Origin of the sequence: Pontibacter arcticus, from assembly GCF_003284895.1 — a bacterium.
In the GTDB taxonomy this organism is placed as follows: domain Bacteria; phylum Bacteroidota; class Bacteroidia; order Cytophagales; family Hymenobacteraceae; genus Pontibacter; species Pontibacter arcticus.
Window position 1 is genome coordinate 568,557 of sequence record NZ_QMDV01000002.1, and the last position, 19,739, is coordinate 588,295.

Genomic DNA, 19,739 nt, shown 5'->3' on the forward strand with positions numbered 1-19,739 from the left:
TAATTACTTCTAGTTGCTGTAATCCTTCATTACATAAAGGGTTTTGATACCCGCTTTTTTAGTCGAGAACAGAATGCTTTTACCATCGTTCAGGAAACCGTAAGCTTCTTCAGTAACATCGTTATCAGTTAGGCGCTCTACATTCGAGCCATCCAAATCCATCAGGTATAATTCTGAACTTTGGTCCGTGCTGTGGTCTTTGTTGCTAGAGAAAAGTATCTTTCTGCCGTCCGGCGAAAATTCAATAGGGGAATTTATACTTTCAAAAGATGTTACCTGCTTAATGTTGGAGCCATCCAGGTTCATGGTAAACACCTGGATCGTTGATTTGTCATTCACCATTACATTGCGGTGAGCCAGAATTGTTTTGCCATCCGGCGAGATAGCTACCGGCGTCATGGTTGCGCCTAACTGGCGTAGGTTGTTTCCATCGATCTGCATGGTATACGTACCACCCAAAACGTTTGTGAACAGAATAACACGCTCATCCGGCGTCAGGTCTTTCAGGGTAGCATCATGGGTTGGCATCAGGTCCGTTTTCTCGTTCAGCCTTACCTCATTTTTGCCATCCGGATCAATTTTCCAGATCGTGTTACAAGAACATTCCCCGGAGTAGTTACCGTGCCTGTTAAAAAGTATTTTTCCGGAGCTCAGGATCATATAAGGCGTTTGCTTGTAGAGTTTTGTATGCTCTAATCTGAATTTTACTTTACCATTTATATCGGTAACGATCATTTCAGATTCGTTGGCATTGTTGTTCTTGTAATTACTTGCAAAAGCCATCATGCTTTGTTTGGTACCAACAACCAGGTTTGAAACCGTACCCTTGGCCGTGATCAGTTTCCTTTCGTTGGAGGCATCATAATTGATAACGCTGATATTAGAAGTTATAGCGGGCTCTGCGCCAGACTTGCTATTGGCAGCAAAATATACTTTAGAACCGTCCTCGGAAATACGCACAGTACTAACATTGATGCCATCTTTTGTAAGCTGCATGATGTTAGTTTTGGTAGTTTTCTGACCATCAGTATCCTTTTCAGGGTCGTTGCTTTCGCAAGCAAAAAGGAATGTCAGTAAGAAGGGGTAGAGTAAAAGGTTTTTTTTCATATCGTGTAAGTTGATGCGAGTTTGTACGTTGGTTGTTATACGCGAGTTATCTACGTACTTGCATAATTTACCCCTTCTTACGCATGATTTTGAATACTGTTAAAATGATATGAAATAAAATGCAAATATATGATCTAAACTATCTAAAATTTATTTGATAAAGCTTAGATAGTCAGCTTTTTACACTTTAATGTTCTCCTGGTTAATACTTAAAATTTTCGAAAGTAGTGCATTTTAAAACTGATAAATGTAGTCGAACTTAATTTGATGGTGCCGTCGAGTTTTATACTTTGCTGCATGCGATGGCATCAAAGTATACAGTATAAACCATCATTCTATCTGCAGCCTTAGAAATTACCGAATGTGATGCCAAAGAAAACTGTTCTCGGTCGTGCCGGGCCATACACGTAATTGCTGTCGCGGTACCGGCCTCTGTCAAAATCCTGCTGGTAGGCATTGAAAATATTCTGGACACCGGCGTGTAGTTGTATATCCTGCTTTATACTTGTCAGGTTGATTTTATAAGCTAGTTTCAGGTTGTTTTCCAGGAACGTTGGCGAAGTATAAAGCTGATCTTCTGTTACGCCTTCCGCACCTCCAAAATGCGGCACCTGCATCGGGCCAGTCAGCACACCGGATAGAGCCGCTGTAAACCGCTTCTCCGGAAATAAGCTCAGTACATAATACCCATACATTTCCGGGTTTCTTAAGTAAGCTTTTGTACCAGGTGCGCTCTCAGACCAGGCAATAGCTTGTTCATATTGGGCACTTTGCAGGGTAATGCCTGTTTCCAGCTGCGCTTTTTTATCGTAGTTAATCCGGCCTTCCAGTGTAATCCCTTTTACGGTAGAGTTGCCGCCATTTTTCCGGAACAGTTGCTGGTTTCCGTTGGCATCAGTCCCTTTTTCTTCCAGCACAAACGCATGATATAAGCGCGTATGAAAAAGGTCGGCTGTAAAGCCATAGATCATCAGCGCGCTGGCTTTGTTATAATCAACCGACAAATTCATACTTTGTGAGGTTTCTGCTTTCAGGTCAGGATCAATTTGGATAAAGGAAATGCCGCCACTGGCAAGGGCAATGTGCATATCCGCTTCAAAAGCCTGTGGCGCTTTAAAACCTTTGGCAAACGAAGCCCGGAGTTGGGTGGTTGTTCCAGCTTTGTACAGCATACTGATGCGAGGCGTAAGTACCGGTTTGGCCATTTTATTATGCTGGTTCAGGCGCACACCAGATAGGAGGGTAAACGCCTGTGTCAGTTCCCAGTCGCTTTGCAGAAATGCCCCGGTCAGGTTGGTTTCCTGATCGATGAGGTAATTATAAGCTGGTATTTCATCGAAAGTGGATTCGTATAAATGCTCTACACCAGTTGTAAAGGTGTTGCTGCCAAGTATAAAATCAGTTGGTGTATAGTTTAGTTGTACCCCTGCCTGCACCGCTTTGTTTAGCGAGTTTCCCCAGCCGTCTGCACCGTCGATACCGGTATAATGCGTGCGGGTGGTGTGCTGCGCTGCGCCGTATACACTATAAGAAAATCTGTTGCCTTTGGAAGTATGGGTATAGTCTAGTCCTCCGATCAGGATGTTGTGCAAACGGTATTCCGCCTGGTCTGCTTTATCGGCCTGCAAGGTTAACTGGTTGCCTCCACGCCGGTTCTCGTAAATGCTCCAGCCATTCACCTGCAGCTTGTCCTGCTCAGTCAGGTGGAAGAATGAATTGAATCCGAAAGAGTTATTCTTAAGCTGCGTTAATTCAGAAAATCCATCTCCGTTCGCGTCATAGGCTTCTTTATCGCGGTGCGAAGCAAAAAAACTGACGCCTGCACTGGCATCTGGATTAACAGCATTGATATTTGCATTTAAACTATGGTCCCAGGCTTGGCCATCAATCAGGGCTGAATTGGTTGCGATGGTGTAGCCACTTATCTCCGGCTCTCTGGTAATGATGTTAACCGTACCCGCAATCGCGCTGGAACCATATAAAACCGACCCGCCGCCTCTCACTACTTCTACCCGCTCAACCATGTTCGCTGGAATCTGCTCCAGGCCATACAAACTTAAAAGCGATGTAAAAACAGGCCGGCTATTGATCAGGATCTGTGAATAGGAGCCACCCAGGCCATTCATCCGGAGTTGCGTGTAGTTGCAGGTCTGGCAGTCGGTTTCGACGCGCAGGCCTGGCTGAAAACACAAGCCCTCTGATAAGGTTGTGGATTGCGTTAAGCTCAGCGTTTTACTATCCAGGATATTTACAGCAACAGGGCTTTCCAGCTTTCTGCGGCTTGTTCTGGTACCCGAAATCACGACCTCATTAAGCGACGACGGCATTTCTTCGAGTTCGATGTTAAACTCTAAAGCGGTATTTGCATCCAGAATTATACTTTGCTCATATCCCCTGAATCCGATAGCTGAGACTTTGATCTGATAGATGCCCGGCGTAACATCCTTAAGTATGAAATTGCCGCTTTTATCAGTTGTAGTGCCCCATTTAGTATTTTTTAACATAACGGTAGCATACCCAACAGGCATTTCCTGTGAGGTAATTGTGCCTTTGATCTGCTGCCCAAAACACGTTATTGGCAACAGCAATAGAAGTATAAATCGAACCATATCTAATTTTTTTTACAAGACTAGTAAATTTTATTTAGATACGGTAGTGTTGGTGATTTAGATTTATCTAAAAAATTATTTAAAGCTGGTATTCTTTATAGGAATTTCGAAATGAGCAAATCTTTTACTTTCATTAAACCTGTAGAAGCCTTTTCTTCGAACAAGTATAAATTCTCGCGTTTTGGAATGGCAGGCAGGTTAGGGTCCACTACAAACAGTGGTACTTCTTCTGAAACATAATCCACCAGTCCAGCAGCCGGGTAAACCACCAATGACGTACCAACCACCATAAAAATATCAGCTTGTAAAGCTTCGTCCATGGCCTTTTCAATCATCGGAACAGGTTCTCCGAACCATACAATGTTAGGTCGTAACTGAGAACCTCGTTCGCATTTATCACCGATATTCAACGCCCAGCCTTCCATTTTATAAACCAGCGAAGGGTCTAAAGTGCTTCTGCTCTCGAAAAGTTTGCCATGCAGGTGCAGCACGCTTTTAGAACCAGCCCGTTCATGCAGGTCGTCTACATTTTGCGTAATAATCTGCACATCAAAGTATGATTCGAGCTCGACCAGAGCAAGGTGACCGGCGTTTGGTTTGGCTTCGTGGGCATTCTTGCGCCGTTTGTTGTAAAAGTCGAGTACCAGTGCCGGGTTTTTACGCCAGCCTTGCGGCGAGGCAACTTCCATCACATCATGGCCTTCCCAAAGTCCGCCACTGTCCCGGAAGGTGGCGACGCCGCTTTCTGCGCTAATGCCGGCGCCGGTTAAAACAACTAAGCGTTTCTTCATGTGTCGTTATTTTGTTGAAATCTATACTTCAAATTAAGGTAAACAAGTATAATTCAGAAGGCAAATTGCTGAAAACAAAAAAGCCATCGGGTTAGGATGGCTTTTTATACTTCTATTTTTTTGCTGTTGCTTTCTTGGCAGCAGCAGCTTTGGTTGGTTTGGCTTTGGCAGCCGTTTTTTTAGCTGCTGTAGTTTTTGCCGTAGTTGCTTTCTTGGCTGGAGCCTTTTTAGCTGCTGGTTTTTTTTCTGCAGCGGCATCGGTTTCTGTTTTCTTCTTAAAACCGCCTCGGCCTTTTTTCTCCGGTGTGGCTTCCGCCAGTTCCAGACATTCCTGCAGGGTCAGTTCGGTTGGCTCTTTTCCTTTCGGGATTTTCACGTTCTTTTTGCCAGCCACAATGTAGGGCCCGAACCTGCCGTTTAATACCTGTATATCCGGGTTCTCCGGGAAAGACTTGATCAGCTTTTCAGCATCGCTTTTCCTTTTTGCCTGGATCAGTTCAACTGCTTCATCCGGCGTTACCAGCATCGGGTCCAGTGTTTTAGGCAAGGAGTAGAATTTGCTGTCGTGGCGGATATAGGGTCCGAAACGGCCGATAGCCGCTGTCATATCTTTCTCTTCAAATACACCAACCACACGCGGAAGCTTAAATAAATCCTGGGCTTCTTCGATTGTTAAATTACCGATAAACTGGCCTTTGCGCAGGCTGGCATATAGTGGTTTTTCACCTGTTTCGGTATTTTCTTCCCCGAGCTGCACATAAGGTCCGAAGCGGCCCAGTTTAGCGATCATTTTCTTACCCGAAACCGGATCAGTACCAAGCTCGCGGGCACCCGAAACATCAGCACGGTTCAATGTTTCGCTGTTCTCAATTTTCTGATGGAAATCACCATAGAAATTTTTCAGCATTGCTTCCCAGCCTTTCTGGCCTTGCGCAATCTCATCAAACTCAGCTTCCACGCGCGCTGTAAACGAATAATCGATCACATTAGGGAAATGATCTACCAGGAAATCATTTACCACCATCGCCGTATCCGTCGGAAAAAGCTTCGCTTTTTCGGCTCCGGTTATTTCTGTTTTGGTTTGAGATGTGATGTTATCGCCTTTCAGCGTCAGCACCTGGTAGGCACGTTCTTTTCCTTCGCGCGTGTCTTTTTCTACATAACCACGTTTCTGTATGGTGGAGATGGTTGGTGCATACGTTGATGGTCTACCGATGCCCAGTTCTTCCAGTTTTTTTACCAGGCTGGCTTCCGTATAGCGGGCTGCAGGGCGGGAGTAACGTTGCGTGGCCAACATCTGGCGTAAGCTGATTTGCTGGCCAACCGATAAGGGAGGCAACATACCTTTTACATCATCGTCTTCCAGTTCTTCGTCATCCTTCGATTCGATGTATACTTTCAGGAAGCCTTCAAACTTGATTACCTCGCCGGTAGCAACCAGCTTTTCAGGTTTTGTTGAGATTCCGATCGTTACAGTTGTCTTTTCAATTTTGGCATCCGCCATCTGGGAGGCAATTGCGCGTTTCCAGATCAGTTCGTACAGGCGTTGTTCGTTCCGGTCATCGCTGGCCGTCATCTTCGAAAAATCCGTCGGGCGGATGGCTTCGTGTGCTTCCTGCGCTGAAGATGATTTCGTTTTGAAACGACGCGTTTTTACAAACTTCTCACCAAACGAAGTTTCAATTTCGCGGCTGGCCCCTTGTATCGCTTCTTCAGAAAGGTTAACGGAGTCGGTACGCATGTAGGAAATCTTACCGGCTTCATACAAGCGCTGTGCAACAGTCATGGTCTGGGCAACAGAAAAGTATAACTTCCTGCTGGCTTCCTGCTGTAAGGTTGAGGTGGTAAAAGGAGGAGCAGGGCTGCGCTTTAACGGTTTCTTTTCGAGGTTATCGATGGTATAATTTGCGCCAATACATTGCTGCAGAAAAGCCTGTGCGTCTTCTTCGGTTTTATACTTGGTTGGCAGTTCGGCTTCCAGTGTTTTGCCTTCTACATCAAAAGCAGCTGTAATTCTGAAACTGGCTTCGGCTTTAAAGTTATTGATTTCACGCTCGCGCTCTACTACCAAACGCACCGCTACAGACTGCACACGGCCGGCAGATAAACCGGTCTTAATTTTTTTCCAGAGCACCGGCGAAAGTTCAAAACCTACCAGCCTATCCAGTACACGGCGTGCCTGCTGGGCGTTTACCAGGTCCATATCAATGCCGCGGGGCGTATCAATCGCGTTCAGGATCGCATTTTTTGTGATCTCCCTGAAAACGATACGGCGCGTTTTAGCATCATTCAGATTTAAGGCTTCGCTCAGGTGCCAGGAGATGGCTTCTCCTTCACGGTCGTCGTCCGATGCCAGCCATACCACTTCAGCTTCTTTGGCTAATTTGCGGAGCTGTGCTACAATATCTTTCTTATCGCTTGATATCACATAGGTAGGTTTAAACCCATTGTTAATATCGATGGCATTATTGTCTTTAGGCAAATCGCGAACGTGCCCGAAACTTGATTTAACGATGAAATCTTTTCCCAGGTAACCTTCTATGGTTTTCGCTTTGGCCGGGGACTCTACTATTACTAAGTTTTTAATCATTCTATATTTTTACAGGCAGTCTGAAGCACTAAATAAACTCATGTATAAAGGCAGCAAGTATAGAAGCCGTTGATTGGAGAGGCTGGTTATAAACTATATAACCAAATTTTTTTGCCAGAAAATTCCTTTAGTATGAGCCGGAAGTATTATATTGGATCCCAAAGTACAAAGTTTTAACAGCGCTTTGGAATTAATTTTCGCTCAAAGTTCAAATTTTTTTTTCAATAATTACAACCTCTTGTTTATAACATAGGTTTAACACCAAAATATTATTTCAAACTCAAACTCCGGAATCTATACTTTAACCTATACGCAAGCATCATAAAAATATGCAACGCACGCTACTTATATGCCGCCACGCCACAACCCAGGAGCCCTTCCCGCTGCAACCTGATTTTGAGCGTGCCCTTTCGTTCGGAGGCATTAAAGAAGCTCATGCAACAGGCCAGTGGATAAGAGAAAATTTCATTAAGATTGATGCGCTTGTAGCTAGCCCGGCCCGCCGAACGACAGCTACAGCACGCATACTTGCCAGCCGCTTATACTTTCCGGAAGAAAAGATCAAGTTTAACCCAACGCTTTATAACGGTCACGAATCGCATTTGCTTAACTGCCTGGGCGAACTGCCTGATGAGGTAAGAACGGTTTTGCTGGTAGCCCATAACCCGGGTGTAACCCGCCTGGCCCGCGAACTTACTTCGCAGCAAATTGCTTACCTCGAGCCGTCTTGCGTGGCTGCCGTATCGCTTAACATCGCTAACTGGCAGGAAATACACGTGGCTACCGGCACTTTGCTGGAGCATAAATTAGAGCGAATTTAATCAGAATTAGCCCATCCCTTCCCGTAATAGCTTTCAGGTTCGTTTTTTTTTAATAGCTTAGTGGCTTCACGGGCTGCTTACGCCTTATAAGCTATACTTTATTTATGAAGACAACAGTTGTAGCCGTTATCAATCAGAAAGGCGGCACAGGTAAAACTACAACAACCATAAACCTGGGAAGTGCGCTTAGCAAATTGGGCAAAAAAGTGCTCTTGCTCGATCTTGATCCTCAAAGTAATTTATCCTATTCTTTGGCAGTACCCACTGATGAAGGCAACTTAGCAGATGCTTTTCAGGAAAACAAAACCTTGGAAGAAGTGCTGGTTGAAAAAGATGGTTTGTGGATAGCGCCCGGCTCCAACGAGCTGGTAGATATTGAAATATCACTTGTAACGCAGCCAGAACGTGAAAGCTTCCTGAAAAAAATGCTGGCAAAAACAAAAGGGTTTGATTACGTTCTGATCGATTGCCCGCCATCCTTATCTGTACTTACGCTAAATGCTTTAACCGCTGCAAATGAAGTCCTGATACCCTTGCAGATGGAAGTGCTTACCTTGCAGGGGCTTGATCAGATCATGAACACAGTTGAAAAAGTAAAAAAGGCCTTTAATCCGAAACTTAAAATTAAAGGAATCGTAGTGGTCATGTTTGATATCAGGCGCAAGCTTAGCCAGGAGGTTTTAAATTATTTGCATGAAAACGTCAAAGAACGAATTTTTAGTAGTCAGATTCGGTTAAATGTAAAACTAGCTGAAGCACCGTCATTCGGAACAAGTGTGTTGGATTATGACGGCTCTTCGAATGGAGCAAAAGATTATAAAGCGCTGGCTCAGGAATTTTTAGACGCATAACAGGGCTTCATAAATAAAAGAACGCATTTTTTGCATTGCTTTTATTTCTTTAAATTGCATTCAGTAGTTTCCAATCATCTATCTACAAAGCGCTTTTAAGCGCTGTTACAGCATGGGATTATTGAGGTACCCAACTCAAGCTAACACATATGGCCTTAGGTAAAAATCTGAAGTTGAGCAAAGACAAGCTCATTAGTGACGTAGAAGCCAAACAAGAAAAAACGGCTGCCCCCCGGGCAAAATCTGATGCCGCACCTGCTGCTTCCATTGTTTTGGAAGACGTAGCACCGGCAACAAAACCTGATGAGCAGGCTGTAGATAACGTTGGCAAAATAACTGCTTCTACAACACCTGTTTCCAAAAACGGTACAAAATCAAAAGACGAAAAAGTGCAGATACTACCTGACAGCCCTACCTATATTGGAGAGCAATTAAATAAGGTGTTATATGCACTCGATGCCTTTAAAAAGGGCGATATCTCGGTTCGCCTGACCAAACAGAACAACGATATTTTCGCTGAGATAGCTGAAGCTTATAACTCGATGGTGGAAATGATCGGTGGTGTGGGTGGCGAAGTATCGCGTATCTCGAAAGTTGCCGGAGTAGAAGGTAACCTGAAAGCCCGTGCATCAGCTGAGAACGCTTCCGGTTTCTGGAAGGATATGATCAACAACATCAACGGTCTGGTAGATTCGATTGCGGTACCGGTACTGGAAGTAGGCAAAGTACTAAAGAACATCTCGCGCGGTAACCTGGATGAAACATTCCAAATCCCTGTTTCCGGTGACTTTAAGGTGATGGCCGAAACAATTAACCGTACCATTGATAACCTGAACCTTTTTGCCGGTGAGGTAACCCGTGTGGCGCTGGAAGTAGGTACGGAAGGTAAACTGGGAGGCCAGGCATCTGTTCCGAACGTAGCCGGTGTGTGGAAAGACCTGACCGACAATGTAAACACCATGGCCGCTAACCTGACACTTCAGGTACGCGACATTTCTAACGTGGCTACCGCTGTTGCAAAAGGTAACCTGACCCAGAAAATTTCGGTGGATGTTCGCGGTGAGTTTGCGCAGCTGAAGGACAATATGAACCAGATGGTGGACTCACTCAATATCTTTGCAGATGAGGTAACCCGTGTGGCACGTGAAGTAGGAACCGAAGGCCGCTTAGGTGGACAGGCGAAAGTGCCGAATGTAGGCGGCGTTTGGAAAGACCTGACTGACAATGTAAACACCATGGCCTCTAACCTGACCTCTCAGGTACGCGATATTGCCAACGTGGCAACTGCGGTGGCGAAAGGTGATCTGGCGCAAAAAATAACAGTAAATGTGAAAGGCGAAATGGCCGAGCTGAAGGATATCATCAACCAGATGGTGGACTCACTTAACATTTTCGCTGGTGAAGTAACCCGCGTTGCACGTGAGGTAGGTACGGAAGGAAAACTGGGCGGACAAGCTGATGTGCCTAATGTTGAAGGAACCTGGAAAGAACTTACCGATAATGTAAACCTGATGGCCGGTAACCTGACCAACCAGGTACGCGATATTGCTAATGTAGCAACAGCCGTTGCGAAAGGTGATTTAACCCAGAAAGTATCTGTTGATGTGAAAGGAGAGCTTGGCGATCTGAAAGACATCCTGAACGAAATGGTGGACAGGCTGAACGTGTTTGGGGCGGAAGTAACCCGTGTGGCACGTGAAGTGGGTACAGAAGGTATTTTGGGCGGACAAGCTGCCGTACCAAACGTAGCCGGTATCTGGAAAGACCTGACCGACAATGTAAACTACATGGCTTCTAACCTGACACTACAGGTTAGGGATATTGCCAACGTTGCAACTGCCGTGGCTAAAGGTGACCTTAGCCAGAAAATATCAGTTAATCTGAAGGGTGAGCTTGCTGACCTGAAGGAGAACCTGAACCAGATGGTAGATTCACTCAACATCTTTGCAGATGAGGTAACCCGAGTAGCACGCGAAGTGGGTACGGAAGGTAAACTGGGAGGCCAGGCTACTGTACCGAATGTGGGCGGTGTTTGGAAAGACCTGACCGACAACGTGAATACAATGGCCAGTAACCTGACCTCTCAGGTACGCGATATTGCTAATGTGGCAACTGCAGTGGCGAAAGGAGATCTGGCTCAGAAAGTATCCGTGGATGTAAAAGGCGAGCTTGGTGAGCTGAAGGAAAACATTAACCGCATGGTGGACTCCCTGAATATATTCGCTGGTGAGGTAACCCGTGTGGCACTGGAAGTAGGTACCGAAGGTCGTTTAGGTGGCCAGGCAACAGTGCCGAATGTAGGCGGTGTTTGGAAAGACCTGACTGATAATGTAAACACCATGGCCAGTAACCTTACTGCGCAGGTGCGTGGTATTGCGAAAGTAGCTACTGGTGTTGCCAAAGGAGACTTAACGCAGAAAATTACGGTTGAGGCCCGCGGCGAAATTGCAGAACTGAAAGAGAACATCAACTTCATGGTGGACTCGCTCAATATATTTGGAGATGAGGTAACCCGTGTGGCACGTGAAGTGGGTACGGAAGGTAAACTAGGCGGACAGGCAAATGTGCCGAACGTAGGAGGCGCCTGGAAAGACCTGACCGAAAACGTAAACTACATGGCGCTTAACCTTACTTCTCAGGTACGCGACATTGCTAAAGTAGCAACTGCGGTTGCGAAAGGTGACTTAACCCAGAAAGTATCCGTGGAAGCACGCGGTGAAATCCTCGATCTGAAGGAGAACCTGAACCAGATGGTGGACTCGCTCAATATATTTGGAGATGAGGTAACCCGTGTGGCGCGTGAAGTAGGAACCGAAGGAAAACTGGGCGGACAGGCTAATGTGCCGAAAGTACGCGGAACCTGGAAAGAACTGACTGACAACGTAAATACTATGGCTTCCAATCTTACCTCCCAGGTAAGAGATATTGCCAAAGTATCAACAGCTGTTGCAAAAGGTGACCTAACCCAGAAAGTATCTGTGGATGTGAAAGGTGAAATGGCTGAGTTAAAGGAAAACATCAACAGAATGGTGGATTCGCTTAACATCTTTGCCGGTGAAGTAACCCGTGTGGCGCTGGAAGTAGGTACCGAAGGTAAGTTAGGTGGACAGGCTGTTGTGCCGAATGTGGCCGGTGTTTGGAAGGACCTGACCGACAATGTAAATACCATGGCGAGTAACCTGACCACACAGGTACGAGGCATCGTAAAAGTAGTAACAGCTGTATCAAAAGGCGATTTAACGCAAAAACTGACTTTAGAAGCTCGCGGTGAAGTTGCTGACCTGGCTGATACGATCAACACCATGGTTGTTGACCTGAACAGACTGGCTGGTGAAGTAAGCCGTGTGGCCAGAGTAGCAGGTGTGGAAGGTAAACTGACTGAAAGAGCAACATTACAAGGCGTTGGTGGCAGCTGGAAAGAACTGGTAGATACGTTGAATGATCTGTTAGAGTCTATTGTAACGCCGGTTCTGGAAGTATCCAGAGTTGTACGTTCGATATCCGAAGGCGATCTGACCCAGAAAGTTGAGATACAGACAGCAGGCGACATACTGGATATGTCGAATGCGCTAAACCTGGCGGTAGATAACCTTAATTCACTGCTAGGAGAAATTAATGATTCATCCCTCATTGTGGGCAGCTCTTCTGAAGAAATGGCCGGACAAGGGTTAGAGATGAATAAAGTTACCCTTGATGTGGCACTTGCTATGCAGCAAATGGCGGAAGGTGCTCAAAACCAGGCATTAAAAACTGACCAGGCCTTTAAGCTGATTGAAGAGATCATGAAAGCGACAAAGGAAACTGCTAATAGGGCACAGGTAGTGAACCGTTCTGCCAACATCGGTGAAGAAACTTCCCAGTTAGGTTTGAAAACAGTAGCCGAAGTGGTAAAGAACATGGAAGAAATTTCAAGCTCTGCAGCCCTTACTGCTAAAACCATTGAAGTATTAAGTACCCGTTCGCAGGAAATATCCAAATCACTTGGTGTAATTACGGACATTGCTTCTCAGACAAACTTACTTGCCCTGAATGCTGCTATTGAAGCAGCTCGTGCAGGTGAGGCCGGTCGGGGATTTGCCGTAGTAGCCGAAGAAATCAGAAAGCTTGCAGAAGGATCACGTAAATCAGCCAGCGAAATCAGTACGCTTGTAGATGATGTGAAGAAAGATACGGCATCTGCTGCAACTGCGATATCTACTATGGAGGGCCGTGTATTGAAAGGAAAAAATGCAACGTTCGAAGCATCAGGTGCCTTTAAAAACATTGCAGCTTCCAGTGGCGAAACACTTCGTACTTCCCAGGATATCTTAACAGCAACAGAAGTTCAGAAACTTTCTATCGGCGACGTGGTTAAGTATGTGGAAGAAGTAGTTGCCATTGCCGAACAAACAGCATCCGGCACGCAGCAGGTAGCAAGTACAGCAAAGCAGCTTTCAGCTTCGATGCAGGAACTTACCTCATCTTCTCAAAACCTGAACAATATTGCTGCTGATCTCCAGATAAGTATATCTGCCTTTAAACTGATTGACGGTAACCTGATTTTCAGTACCGGAAGTGGTAATCGCAGAATCGCAAGTATGCCAGTACAACGTAAGCAGATCAGAAATGCGACTGGTAACAGCCGTTTGTCTTCTGAGTCTATCATAACTAAATCATCTAAATCCGGCGAAGGCAGAACTAAATAATGTCAAAGCAAGGTAAAAAAGAAACAGATAGCGTCATACTTTCACAAGCTGAGAGTGTGGCGTCACCTGCCCTCACTGATCCGAAAGAAAGCCCTGCACCCGAGGCTGCAAAAGTGTCTGCCATTACAGAAATGGTACACCTGATTGTTTTTAAACTGGGCGCAGAAGATTATGCCATCAAGATTGATCAGATTAAGGAGGTTACTGTAACGCCAAGTATAACCCGGATGCCGCGTACACCTGGTTTCGTAAAAGGTGTTGCCAATATCAGGGGGGATATCATAGCGATCATGAACCTCGAGGAAAGGTTTGGTATCAGGCAAGTCGCTGAGCAGGAGGGCGCAGGTTCCGGCGTAACTTATACATTGGTGATTGAAGCCAAAGAATACAGCATTGGCGTTATTGTTAGGGAAATGCCACAATCTTTAAACCTGGCTGTATCCAAAATAGATAAAACGCCAGCTTTCCTGCAGGATATCAATGTGCATGAAAATTACATAGAAGGAATAGCAAAAGTCGATAACCGGCTGATTATTGTGCTTGATATGTATAGAATCCTGACAAGCGATGAAATAAGCCAGCTGTCAGTTTAGGTCTAAAGCGAATGTAACTTTAAGTATACATCATGAAAAAAATATTGATTGTAGATGATTCCTTCTACATGCGCACCATGCTGAAAAATATGCTCACCGATGCCGGGTATGAAGTAGTGGGAGAAGCTCCGAACGGGCAAACAGCACTTGAATTAGCAAAAACAACCAACCCTGATCTTATCACACTGGATGTTATACTTCCCGATAATACTGGTCTGGATGTGCTGAAAGGAATTAAAGCGGATCAGCCTGACATGAAAGTGGTGATCGTGAGTGCTGTTGGACAGGAGGTTATCGTGAACGAAGCGATCGAGTTTGGTGCTCTTGCCTATATTGTTAAGCCTTTTTCAGAAGAAAAAGTACTGGAAGTAGTAAGTAAAGCTCTGGCCGAATAAGCATTCTTTTCTTTAGTATAATTTCTAATAAACCAGAAAGTATTAAGTGCCACACTTGCTGATCAAAGTTCAGGAAGCAGGCCTTTTTATACTTTAATATTATTTAGTGATCAGTTAACGTGCAGCATCAGATAAAGAAGATAGAGGTACTGGTCGCAGACAAATCTAACTATACAAGGTTAGTGCTGGAGGATATACTTTCGAGTGAGCCTGATATTCAGGTTAGCGCACATGCCAGTGATGGCGACCAGCTCATCAGTATACTTCTGAAGCAGAAGTCCGATGTAGTTATAGTAGATTACGATTTGCCTTTAAATAACCAGAACCTTACGTTGAAACGTATTTTCAGCGAAGCTCCAACGCCTGTTATACTTTTAATTCCGAAGGAATTAATAACGCTGGCACTGGTAGCTGAGGTAAATGAGTTAGGCGTTTACGCCATTATTGCTAAACCGGGCCACGGGGATTATACCAATTACAGGTCTGTAGCAGCAGAAGTTATCAGTAAAGTACGCGCTGTAAAAGGTACGTTGATATGGGATGTACAAAATCGGTTGGAAATGCAGCAATTAGTGATGCAAACATCAAAACCGGTTTTACCAAAAAGGTATAAAATAGCTGAAACAGTATTTGTAATAGGCGCATCCACAGGCGGTACGAAAGCAATTGAGTCTATTGTAAGCAATTTGGCTCCGGATTTGAATGCGACCATTTTGATTGCTGTGCATTTACCGCAGAGCTTTACCAGGACCTTTGCAAAAAGACTTCAGGAAATAACAGCCTGGCGCGTTAAAGAAGGCCGTTCAGGCCTGATGCTGAAGCCGAGCAAGATAATTGTAGCGCCTGGCAACCGCAACATGATCGTACATGCTGTAATGGGCGATCCTAACAATATCCGGATAGGTTTTAGTGATGAGCTCACGGGTTTTGATCAGCCGAATATTGACTTGTTAATGCAATCGGTGGCTGCAAGTAAAGTAAAGAATGTAGTTGGTATTTTACTGACTGGCATGGGGAAAGACGGCGCATTAGGTGCCGCCAGGATTCGGGAAAGAGGTGGCTACATAGTGGCGCAAAACGAAGAAACATCTGCCATATTCGGAATAGCAAAAGCTGCTATTGATACCGGAGTTACAAACGAAGTGTTGCCTTTAGCGGAGATACCGCATTTTATTAATAATTACAAAGCGCAGCATCTTTCTGTCAGTGAAGCTGACGAAAAAGTATGAAATCGAGAGAACAGGAATATAAAGAAATATTTATTGCAGAGGCGCTCGAATACTACGATGCGCTCAACAGGCATATCAGCGTACTGGAGAAAAATCCCCAGGATGATCAGGCGCTTGCAGAAACTTTCCGTTTACTGCATAACCTGAAGGCTAATGCCAAGGCAATAGGCTATTTACAGATTTCTGATGTATCGCATAAACTGGAGACAGCCTTTAGCCTTATCCGGAGTAAAGAGTTAAGCTTTAGCCAGGAAGTAGTAGCTGTTCTTTTTGATGGCATCGATTTGTTAGGCGATCTGATCACCAACATTGATAATGATACCTACGGCGAGCCAGACCCGGTGCTGATGCGTAACCTTGATATTATTGTTGATAGTTTATCAGACAGTACCATTGAGCTGGCAAAAGTACAGAAGTATAATACGGCTAAAAGTTTATCATTATCAGACCTCATTTACATCCCGATCAAGAAGCTGGACCACATGCTGAACCTGGTTGGTGAGTTGATGATAGACCGGGACCGTATTATCTCGCTTAGCCGCGAACTGGATAATGATGAGCTCAAAAACGTAAGTTCCCATTTATACCGCATCACCGAGGATCTGCAGTACAGCGTAATGGGGGCCAGGCTGGTAAACATCGGCTCACTTTTTAATAAGTTTCCGAGGATTGTACGCGATATAGCCATCGCCGAAAACAAGGAAGTGAACCTCGTGCTGGAAGGCCAGGATATTCAGATTGACAGAAATATACTTCAGATCATCACCGACTCGTTGTTGCATCTGGTGCGTAACGCTGTAAACCATGGGATAGAAAGTGCTGCCGAACGTGTAAAAAAAGGAAAACCCTCTACAGGGCAGCTTTCTTTAATTGCGCGTAACGACCGTGATAATGTGATTATTACGCTGGAAGATGATGGCAAAGGAATTGACCTGAAACAAGTTCGGGATGCCGCCATCGAGCGTAAACTTATTATGCCGGATGTGGCCAAAGCTTTGCCTGACACCGAGATGCTTTCTTTCTTGTTTGAGCCGGGCTTTTCGCTTGCCAAAGAGGTAACTGAATTTTCTGGCAGAGGAGTTGGTCTGGATGTCGTGAAAAACGCGATAGATTCGATGGGGGGCCGTATAAGTATAAATTCTGTTAAAGGAAAAGGTACTACGTTTATACTGCAGTTACCAACGTCTATTGCCGTTAAAGGCGCGCTGCTATTTGAGGTAGATAATATCTTTTATGCCATTCCACTTATTCATACGGAGCAGGTGGTAGCGATCACAACAGATGAACTGCACGAAGTAGGCGAAGTAATGGTGGCTGATATTAAAGGCGAAACCGTTACAGTAGTTTACCTGCACGAATTATTGAATGCCGAAGAAGCTGACATGCGTTTGGGTGATAAATCAAAGCTAAAAGGTCAGATTCAGAATATAATAGTTGTATCTTACAATAACAGAAAGCTAGGGCTGATTGTAGATAAGTTGTACAGGCAACAGGATATTGTAATTAAACCGCTTAGTAAACCATTGGATACCATTGATTTATATGGCGGCGTTACATTGCTTGGAACTGGTAAAGTATGTTTGGTTTTAGATGTACCAGCCATCACACGATTTTTTATTACTAGAAGGTAAGTGGAGGAAGGGATGGGACATAAAAATGTTAACACGACGACACTCATGACAGAAACTCGTGCATCAGAGTTAGAACTTGATATAATTAAGGAGATACTTAATATAGGCCTGGCCAGAGCTGCAGATTCGTTTGCAACTGTAGCCAAGGACAAAGTGCTTCTTAAAGTTCCTGACATACAGCTGATCAAAGTAGAAGACCTGCTGAAGTTAGTAGCCAAGTATGAAAATACACACACCATTATACAGTCTGATATCAAAGGTGATCTGAATGGCGCTACCCTTATGCTTTTCTCTCAGGAGCACATCGTACGGTTATCAGAAGTATGCCTGAACCTGAAAAATGTTAAAAAAGGTGAGCTGAATAGCATGCAGGAGTCTTTGCTCTTGGAAATCAGCAATATTATTACAGGCGCACTTGTAACGCAGTTAGCCAACATTTTAAAAGCCAATATCTATGGCTCGCCTCCTAAAGCGCCTAAAAACTACGTCGCTGATTCGCTTAAAGATATTCTTGTTCAACACCCTCTTTTCCAGCCTCTTGTATTTACTGTAATTACGCAGTTTACCAATAATTCTAAAGTTATTCAGCTTCCTTTGCTGCTGTTTTTTGATACTTCCACGCTCCTGAAAATCCTGAATATCATTAAAACATTTGAGTTTACGAAGAGTAATTTCCTGGATAAATAATTATCTAACTTATTCGTTCTAAAGTAAATCGCTGGAATATATACTTTTAGTAAGCACATACTTTTAACAATTCCTTTCTTTGTAAATAGGATGTGCTTTAAAGTATAAAAAACCTTGTTTAATGTTCTTTTTCAAATCAGGATTAAAGTATAAACCTCAATTAAGGTAATAATTTTTAGCTTTCTCTTTTCATATTTTCCAGTTCGCCTAATCTAAAGTATACCTTCTTTTATACTTTTGGGCACTTCTATCAGCTATCCCTGCTGCATTTATACTTTGGCAAGCAAGTATAAAATTCTCGCTCAAACCAACTTCCCGTAACAAAGTATAAATATTTAAGTAACTGATAAGCATACTTTTATACTACGGCATACATATCAATTTTTGATTATACCTGTAGTTTCGCTTTTTTTGCATCTTGCTTACTTTTAACTTTTCAAACTCCTTTAATGAACGCTTTAGGAAGACACATTCTAGTTGAATTTTACGAATGCTCGCCAGAGCTGATGAACGATGTTGTTCATATAGAAAACAGTATGGTGGCTGCAGCCGAAACAGCTGGCGCCACTGTTATTAACAGTACCTTTCATCATTTTTCTCCTTATGGCGTATCAGGTGTCGTGGTTATCCAGGAAAGTCACCTGGCTATTCATACCTGGCCGGAATACGGTTATGCTGCAGTAGACCTTTTTACCTGTGGCGATTCCGTTGATCCCTGGGTATCTTATACTTTCCTGAAAGAGGCTTTTGAAGCAGGACATGGCTCTTCGATGGAGCTGCGTCGTGGCCAGCTTAACCTGATGAAGCGCAACGACTTTAATTTGGAAGGTTTACGGGATGTATCTCCGAAACCAAACGAGAAGATCGGGACTATCACACGCGATGTATGGTTCACGGAGCGCGACGAAAATATTGCCCTTTCTCTGAAACACACTGGCGATCAGCTTTATAAAAAAGAATCTCCATACCAGCGTGTAGAAGTAATTGAAACGCTGGCTTACGGCAACATGCTGACACTGGATGGCATGGTGATGTGCACCCAGAAAGACGAATATGTGTACCACGAGATGATTACGCATATTCCGTTGTTCAGCAACCCGAAAACAAAACGTGCGCTTGTAATTGGTGGCGGAGATGGCGGAACGGTACGCGAGCTTTTACGCCACGAGCAACTGGAGGAAGTTACGTTGGTTGAAATAGATGAGCTTGTAATAGAAGCCTGCAAACTGCACTTACCAGAAACTGCTGTTGCTTTTGACAACCCACGCCTTAATTTACTTGTGGAAGACGGCATCAACTATATTAAAGCGTGTGAAGATGGCCGTTACGATCTGATCATTGTTGATTCTGCTGATCCGGTTGGCCCAGGCGAAGGCTTGTTTACCGCTGAATTCTATAAAGAAGTATACCGTTGCCTTACTCCGGATGGCGTAATGGTAACGCAAAGCGAATCCCCGCGCTTCAACAGCGAAGTTTTTGTAGAGATTTACGATACTTATAAGCAGATATTCGGGTCAAATAAAGTGCATTGCTATTTAGCGGCTATCCCTACATACCCGACCGGTACCTGGAGCTTCTCATTCTCCTCAAAAGGAGAGGCTCATCCGTTAAAGTTTGATCAGGAACGCGCCGCAGCTTTCTCGAAAGAGCAAGGCCTGAAATATTATAACGAAGAAATGCATACGGCAGCATTCGCGCTTCCGAACTTTGTAAAAGACCTCTTAAACGGTTCTTCCGAGCAATAATAAGC

At 44.4% G+C, this 19,739-nt stretch carries 13 protein-coding genes; 9 read left to right on the top strand and 4 right to left on the bottom strand.

Translation table 11 applies throughout. The annotated features are described in order from the left end of the window. Nucleotides 1-9: 9 nt before the first annotated feature. From DP923_RS07655 to topA, 4 genes are all read right to left on the bottom strand, one after another. Nucleotides 10-1,107 carry a PD40 domain-containing protein gene (locus tag DP923_RS07655; protein ID WP_112305247.1) on the bottom strand — a complete coding sequence of 366 codons (1,098 nt, stop codon included), beginning with the start codon at nucleotides 1,105-1,107 and terminating at the stop codon, nucleotides 10-12. 347 nt (nucleotides 1,108-1,454) lie between these two features. Next, complete coding sequence (locus DP923_RS07660) at nucleotides 1,455-3,716, bottom strand: TonB-dependent receptor (RefSeq protein WP_112305248.1); 2,262 nt, start codon at nucleotides 3,714-3,716, stop codon at nucleotides 1,455-1,457. 95 nt (nucleotides 3,717-3,811) lie between these two features. Beyond that, nucleotides 3,812-4,507 carry an SIR2 family NAD-dependent protein deacylase gene (locus DP923_RS07665; RefSeq protein WP_112305249.1) on the bottom strand — a complete coding sequence of 232 codons (696 nt, stop codon included), beginning with the start codon at nucleotides 4,505-4,507 and terminating at the stop codon, nucleotides 3,812-3,814. A gap of 112 nt (nucleotides 4,508-4,619) precedes the next feature. Then, entirely contained in the window at nucleotides 4,620-7,097 is a 2,478-nt protein-coding gene (gene topA, locus DP923_RS07670) for a type I DNA topoisomerase (protein WP_112305250.1), read from the bottom strand. Between the two features lie 329 nt (nucleotides 7,098-7,426). On the opposite strand from topA, the gene DP923_RS07675 reads away from it, so the two are divergent. The 9 genes from DP923_RS07675 to speE all read left to right on the top strand — a co-directional run bounded on the left by DP923_RS07675 (nucleotide 7,427) and on the right by speE (nucleotide 19,734). Beyond that, nucleotides 7,427-7,918 carry a SixA phosphatase family protein gene (locus tag DP923_RS07675; protein ID WP_112305251.1) on the top strand — a complete coding sequence of 164 codons (492 nt, stop codon included), beginning with the start codon at nucleotides 7,427-7,429 and terminating at the stop codon, nucleotides 7,916-7,918. A 104-nt stretch (nucleotides 7,919-8,022) separates the two neighbouring features. Then, nucleotides 8,023-8,769 carry a ParA family protein gene (locus tag DP923_RS07680; protein ID WP_112305252.1) on the top strand — a complete coding sequence of 249 codons (747 nt, stop codon included), beginning with the start codon at nucleotides 8,023-8,025 and terminating at the stop codon, nucleotides 8,767-8,769. 149 nt (nucleotides 8,770-8,918) lie between these two features. Next, nucleotides 8,919-13,454, top strand: a complete 4,536-nt coding sequence (locus DP923_RS07685; protein ID WP_112305253.1) for a HAMP domain-containing protein — start codon at nucleotides 8,919-8,921, stop codon at nucleotides 13,452-13,454. Beyond that, on the top strand, nucleotides 13,454-14,047 hold the full coding sequence (locus DP923_RS07690) for a chemotaxis protein CheW (RefSeq protein WP_112305254.1): 594 nt from the start codon (nucleotides 13,454-13,456) through the stop codon (nucleotides 14,045-14,047). Before DP923_RS07685 ends, DP923_RS07690 begins: the two co-directional genes overlap by 1 nt. A 32-nt stretch (nucleotides 14,048-14,079) precedes the next feature. Further along, entirely contained in the window at nucleotides 14,080-14,442 is a 363-nt protein-coding gene (locus DP923_RS07695; protein WP_112305255.1) for a response regulator, read from the top strand. Nucleotides 14,443-14,561: 119 nt separating this feature from the next. Beyond that, entirely contained in the window at nucleotides 14,562-15,671 is a 1,110-nt protein-coding gene (locus DP923_RS07700) for a chemotaxis protein CheB (protein ID WP_112305256.1), read from the top strand. Next, entirely contained in the window at nucleotides 15,668-17,302 is a 1,635-nt protein-coding gene (locus DP923_RS07705; RefSeq protein WP_112305257.1) for a chemotaxis protein CheA, read from the top strand. The genes DP923_RS07700 and DP923_RS07705 overlap by 4 nt, the downstream gene beginning before the upstream one ends. Nucleotides 17,303-17,347: 45 nt before the next feature. Further along, a complete protein-coding gene (locus tag DP923_RS07710; protein WP_112305258.1) occupies nucleotides 17,348-17,989 on the top strand; it encodes a chemotaxis protein CheC in 642 nt (213 codons plus the stop codon). A gap of 449 nt (nucleotides 17,990-18,438) precedes the next feature. Beyond that, nucleotides 18,439-19,734 (top strand): polyamine aminopropyltransferase, encoded by a 1,296-nt coding sequence (gene speE, locus DP923_RS07715; protein WP_112305259.1) that lies wholly within the window; start codon nucleotides 18,439-18,441, stop codon nucleotides 19,732-19,734. The last annotated feature ends 5 nt before the right edge of the window (nucleotides 19,735-19,739 follow it).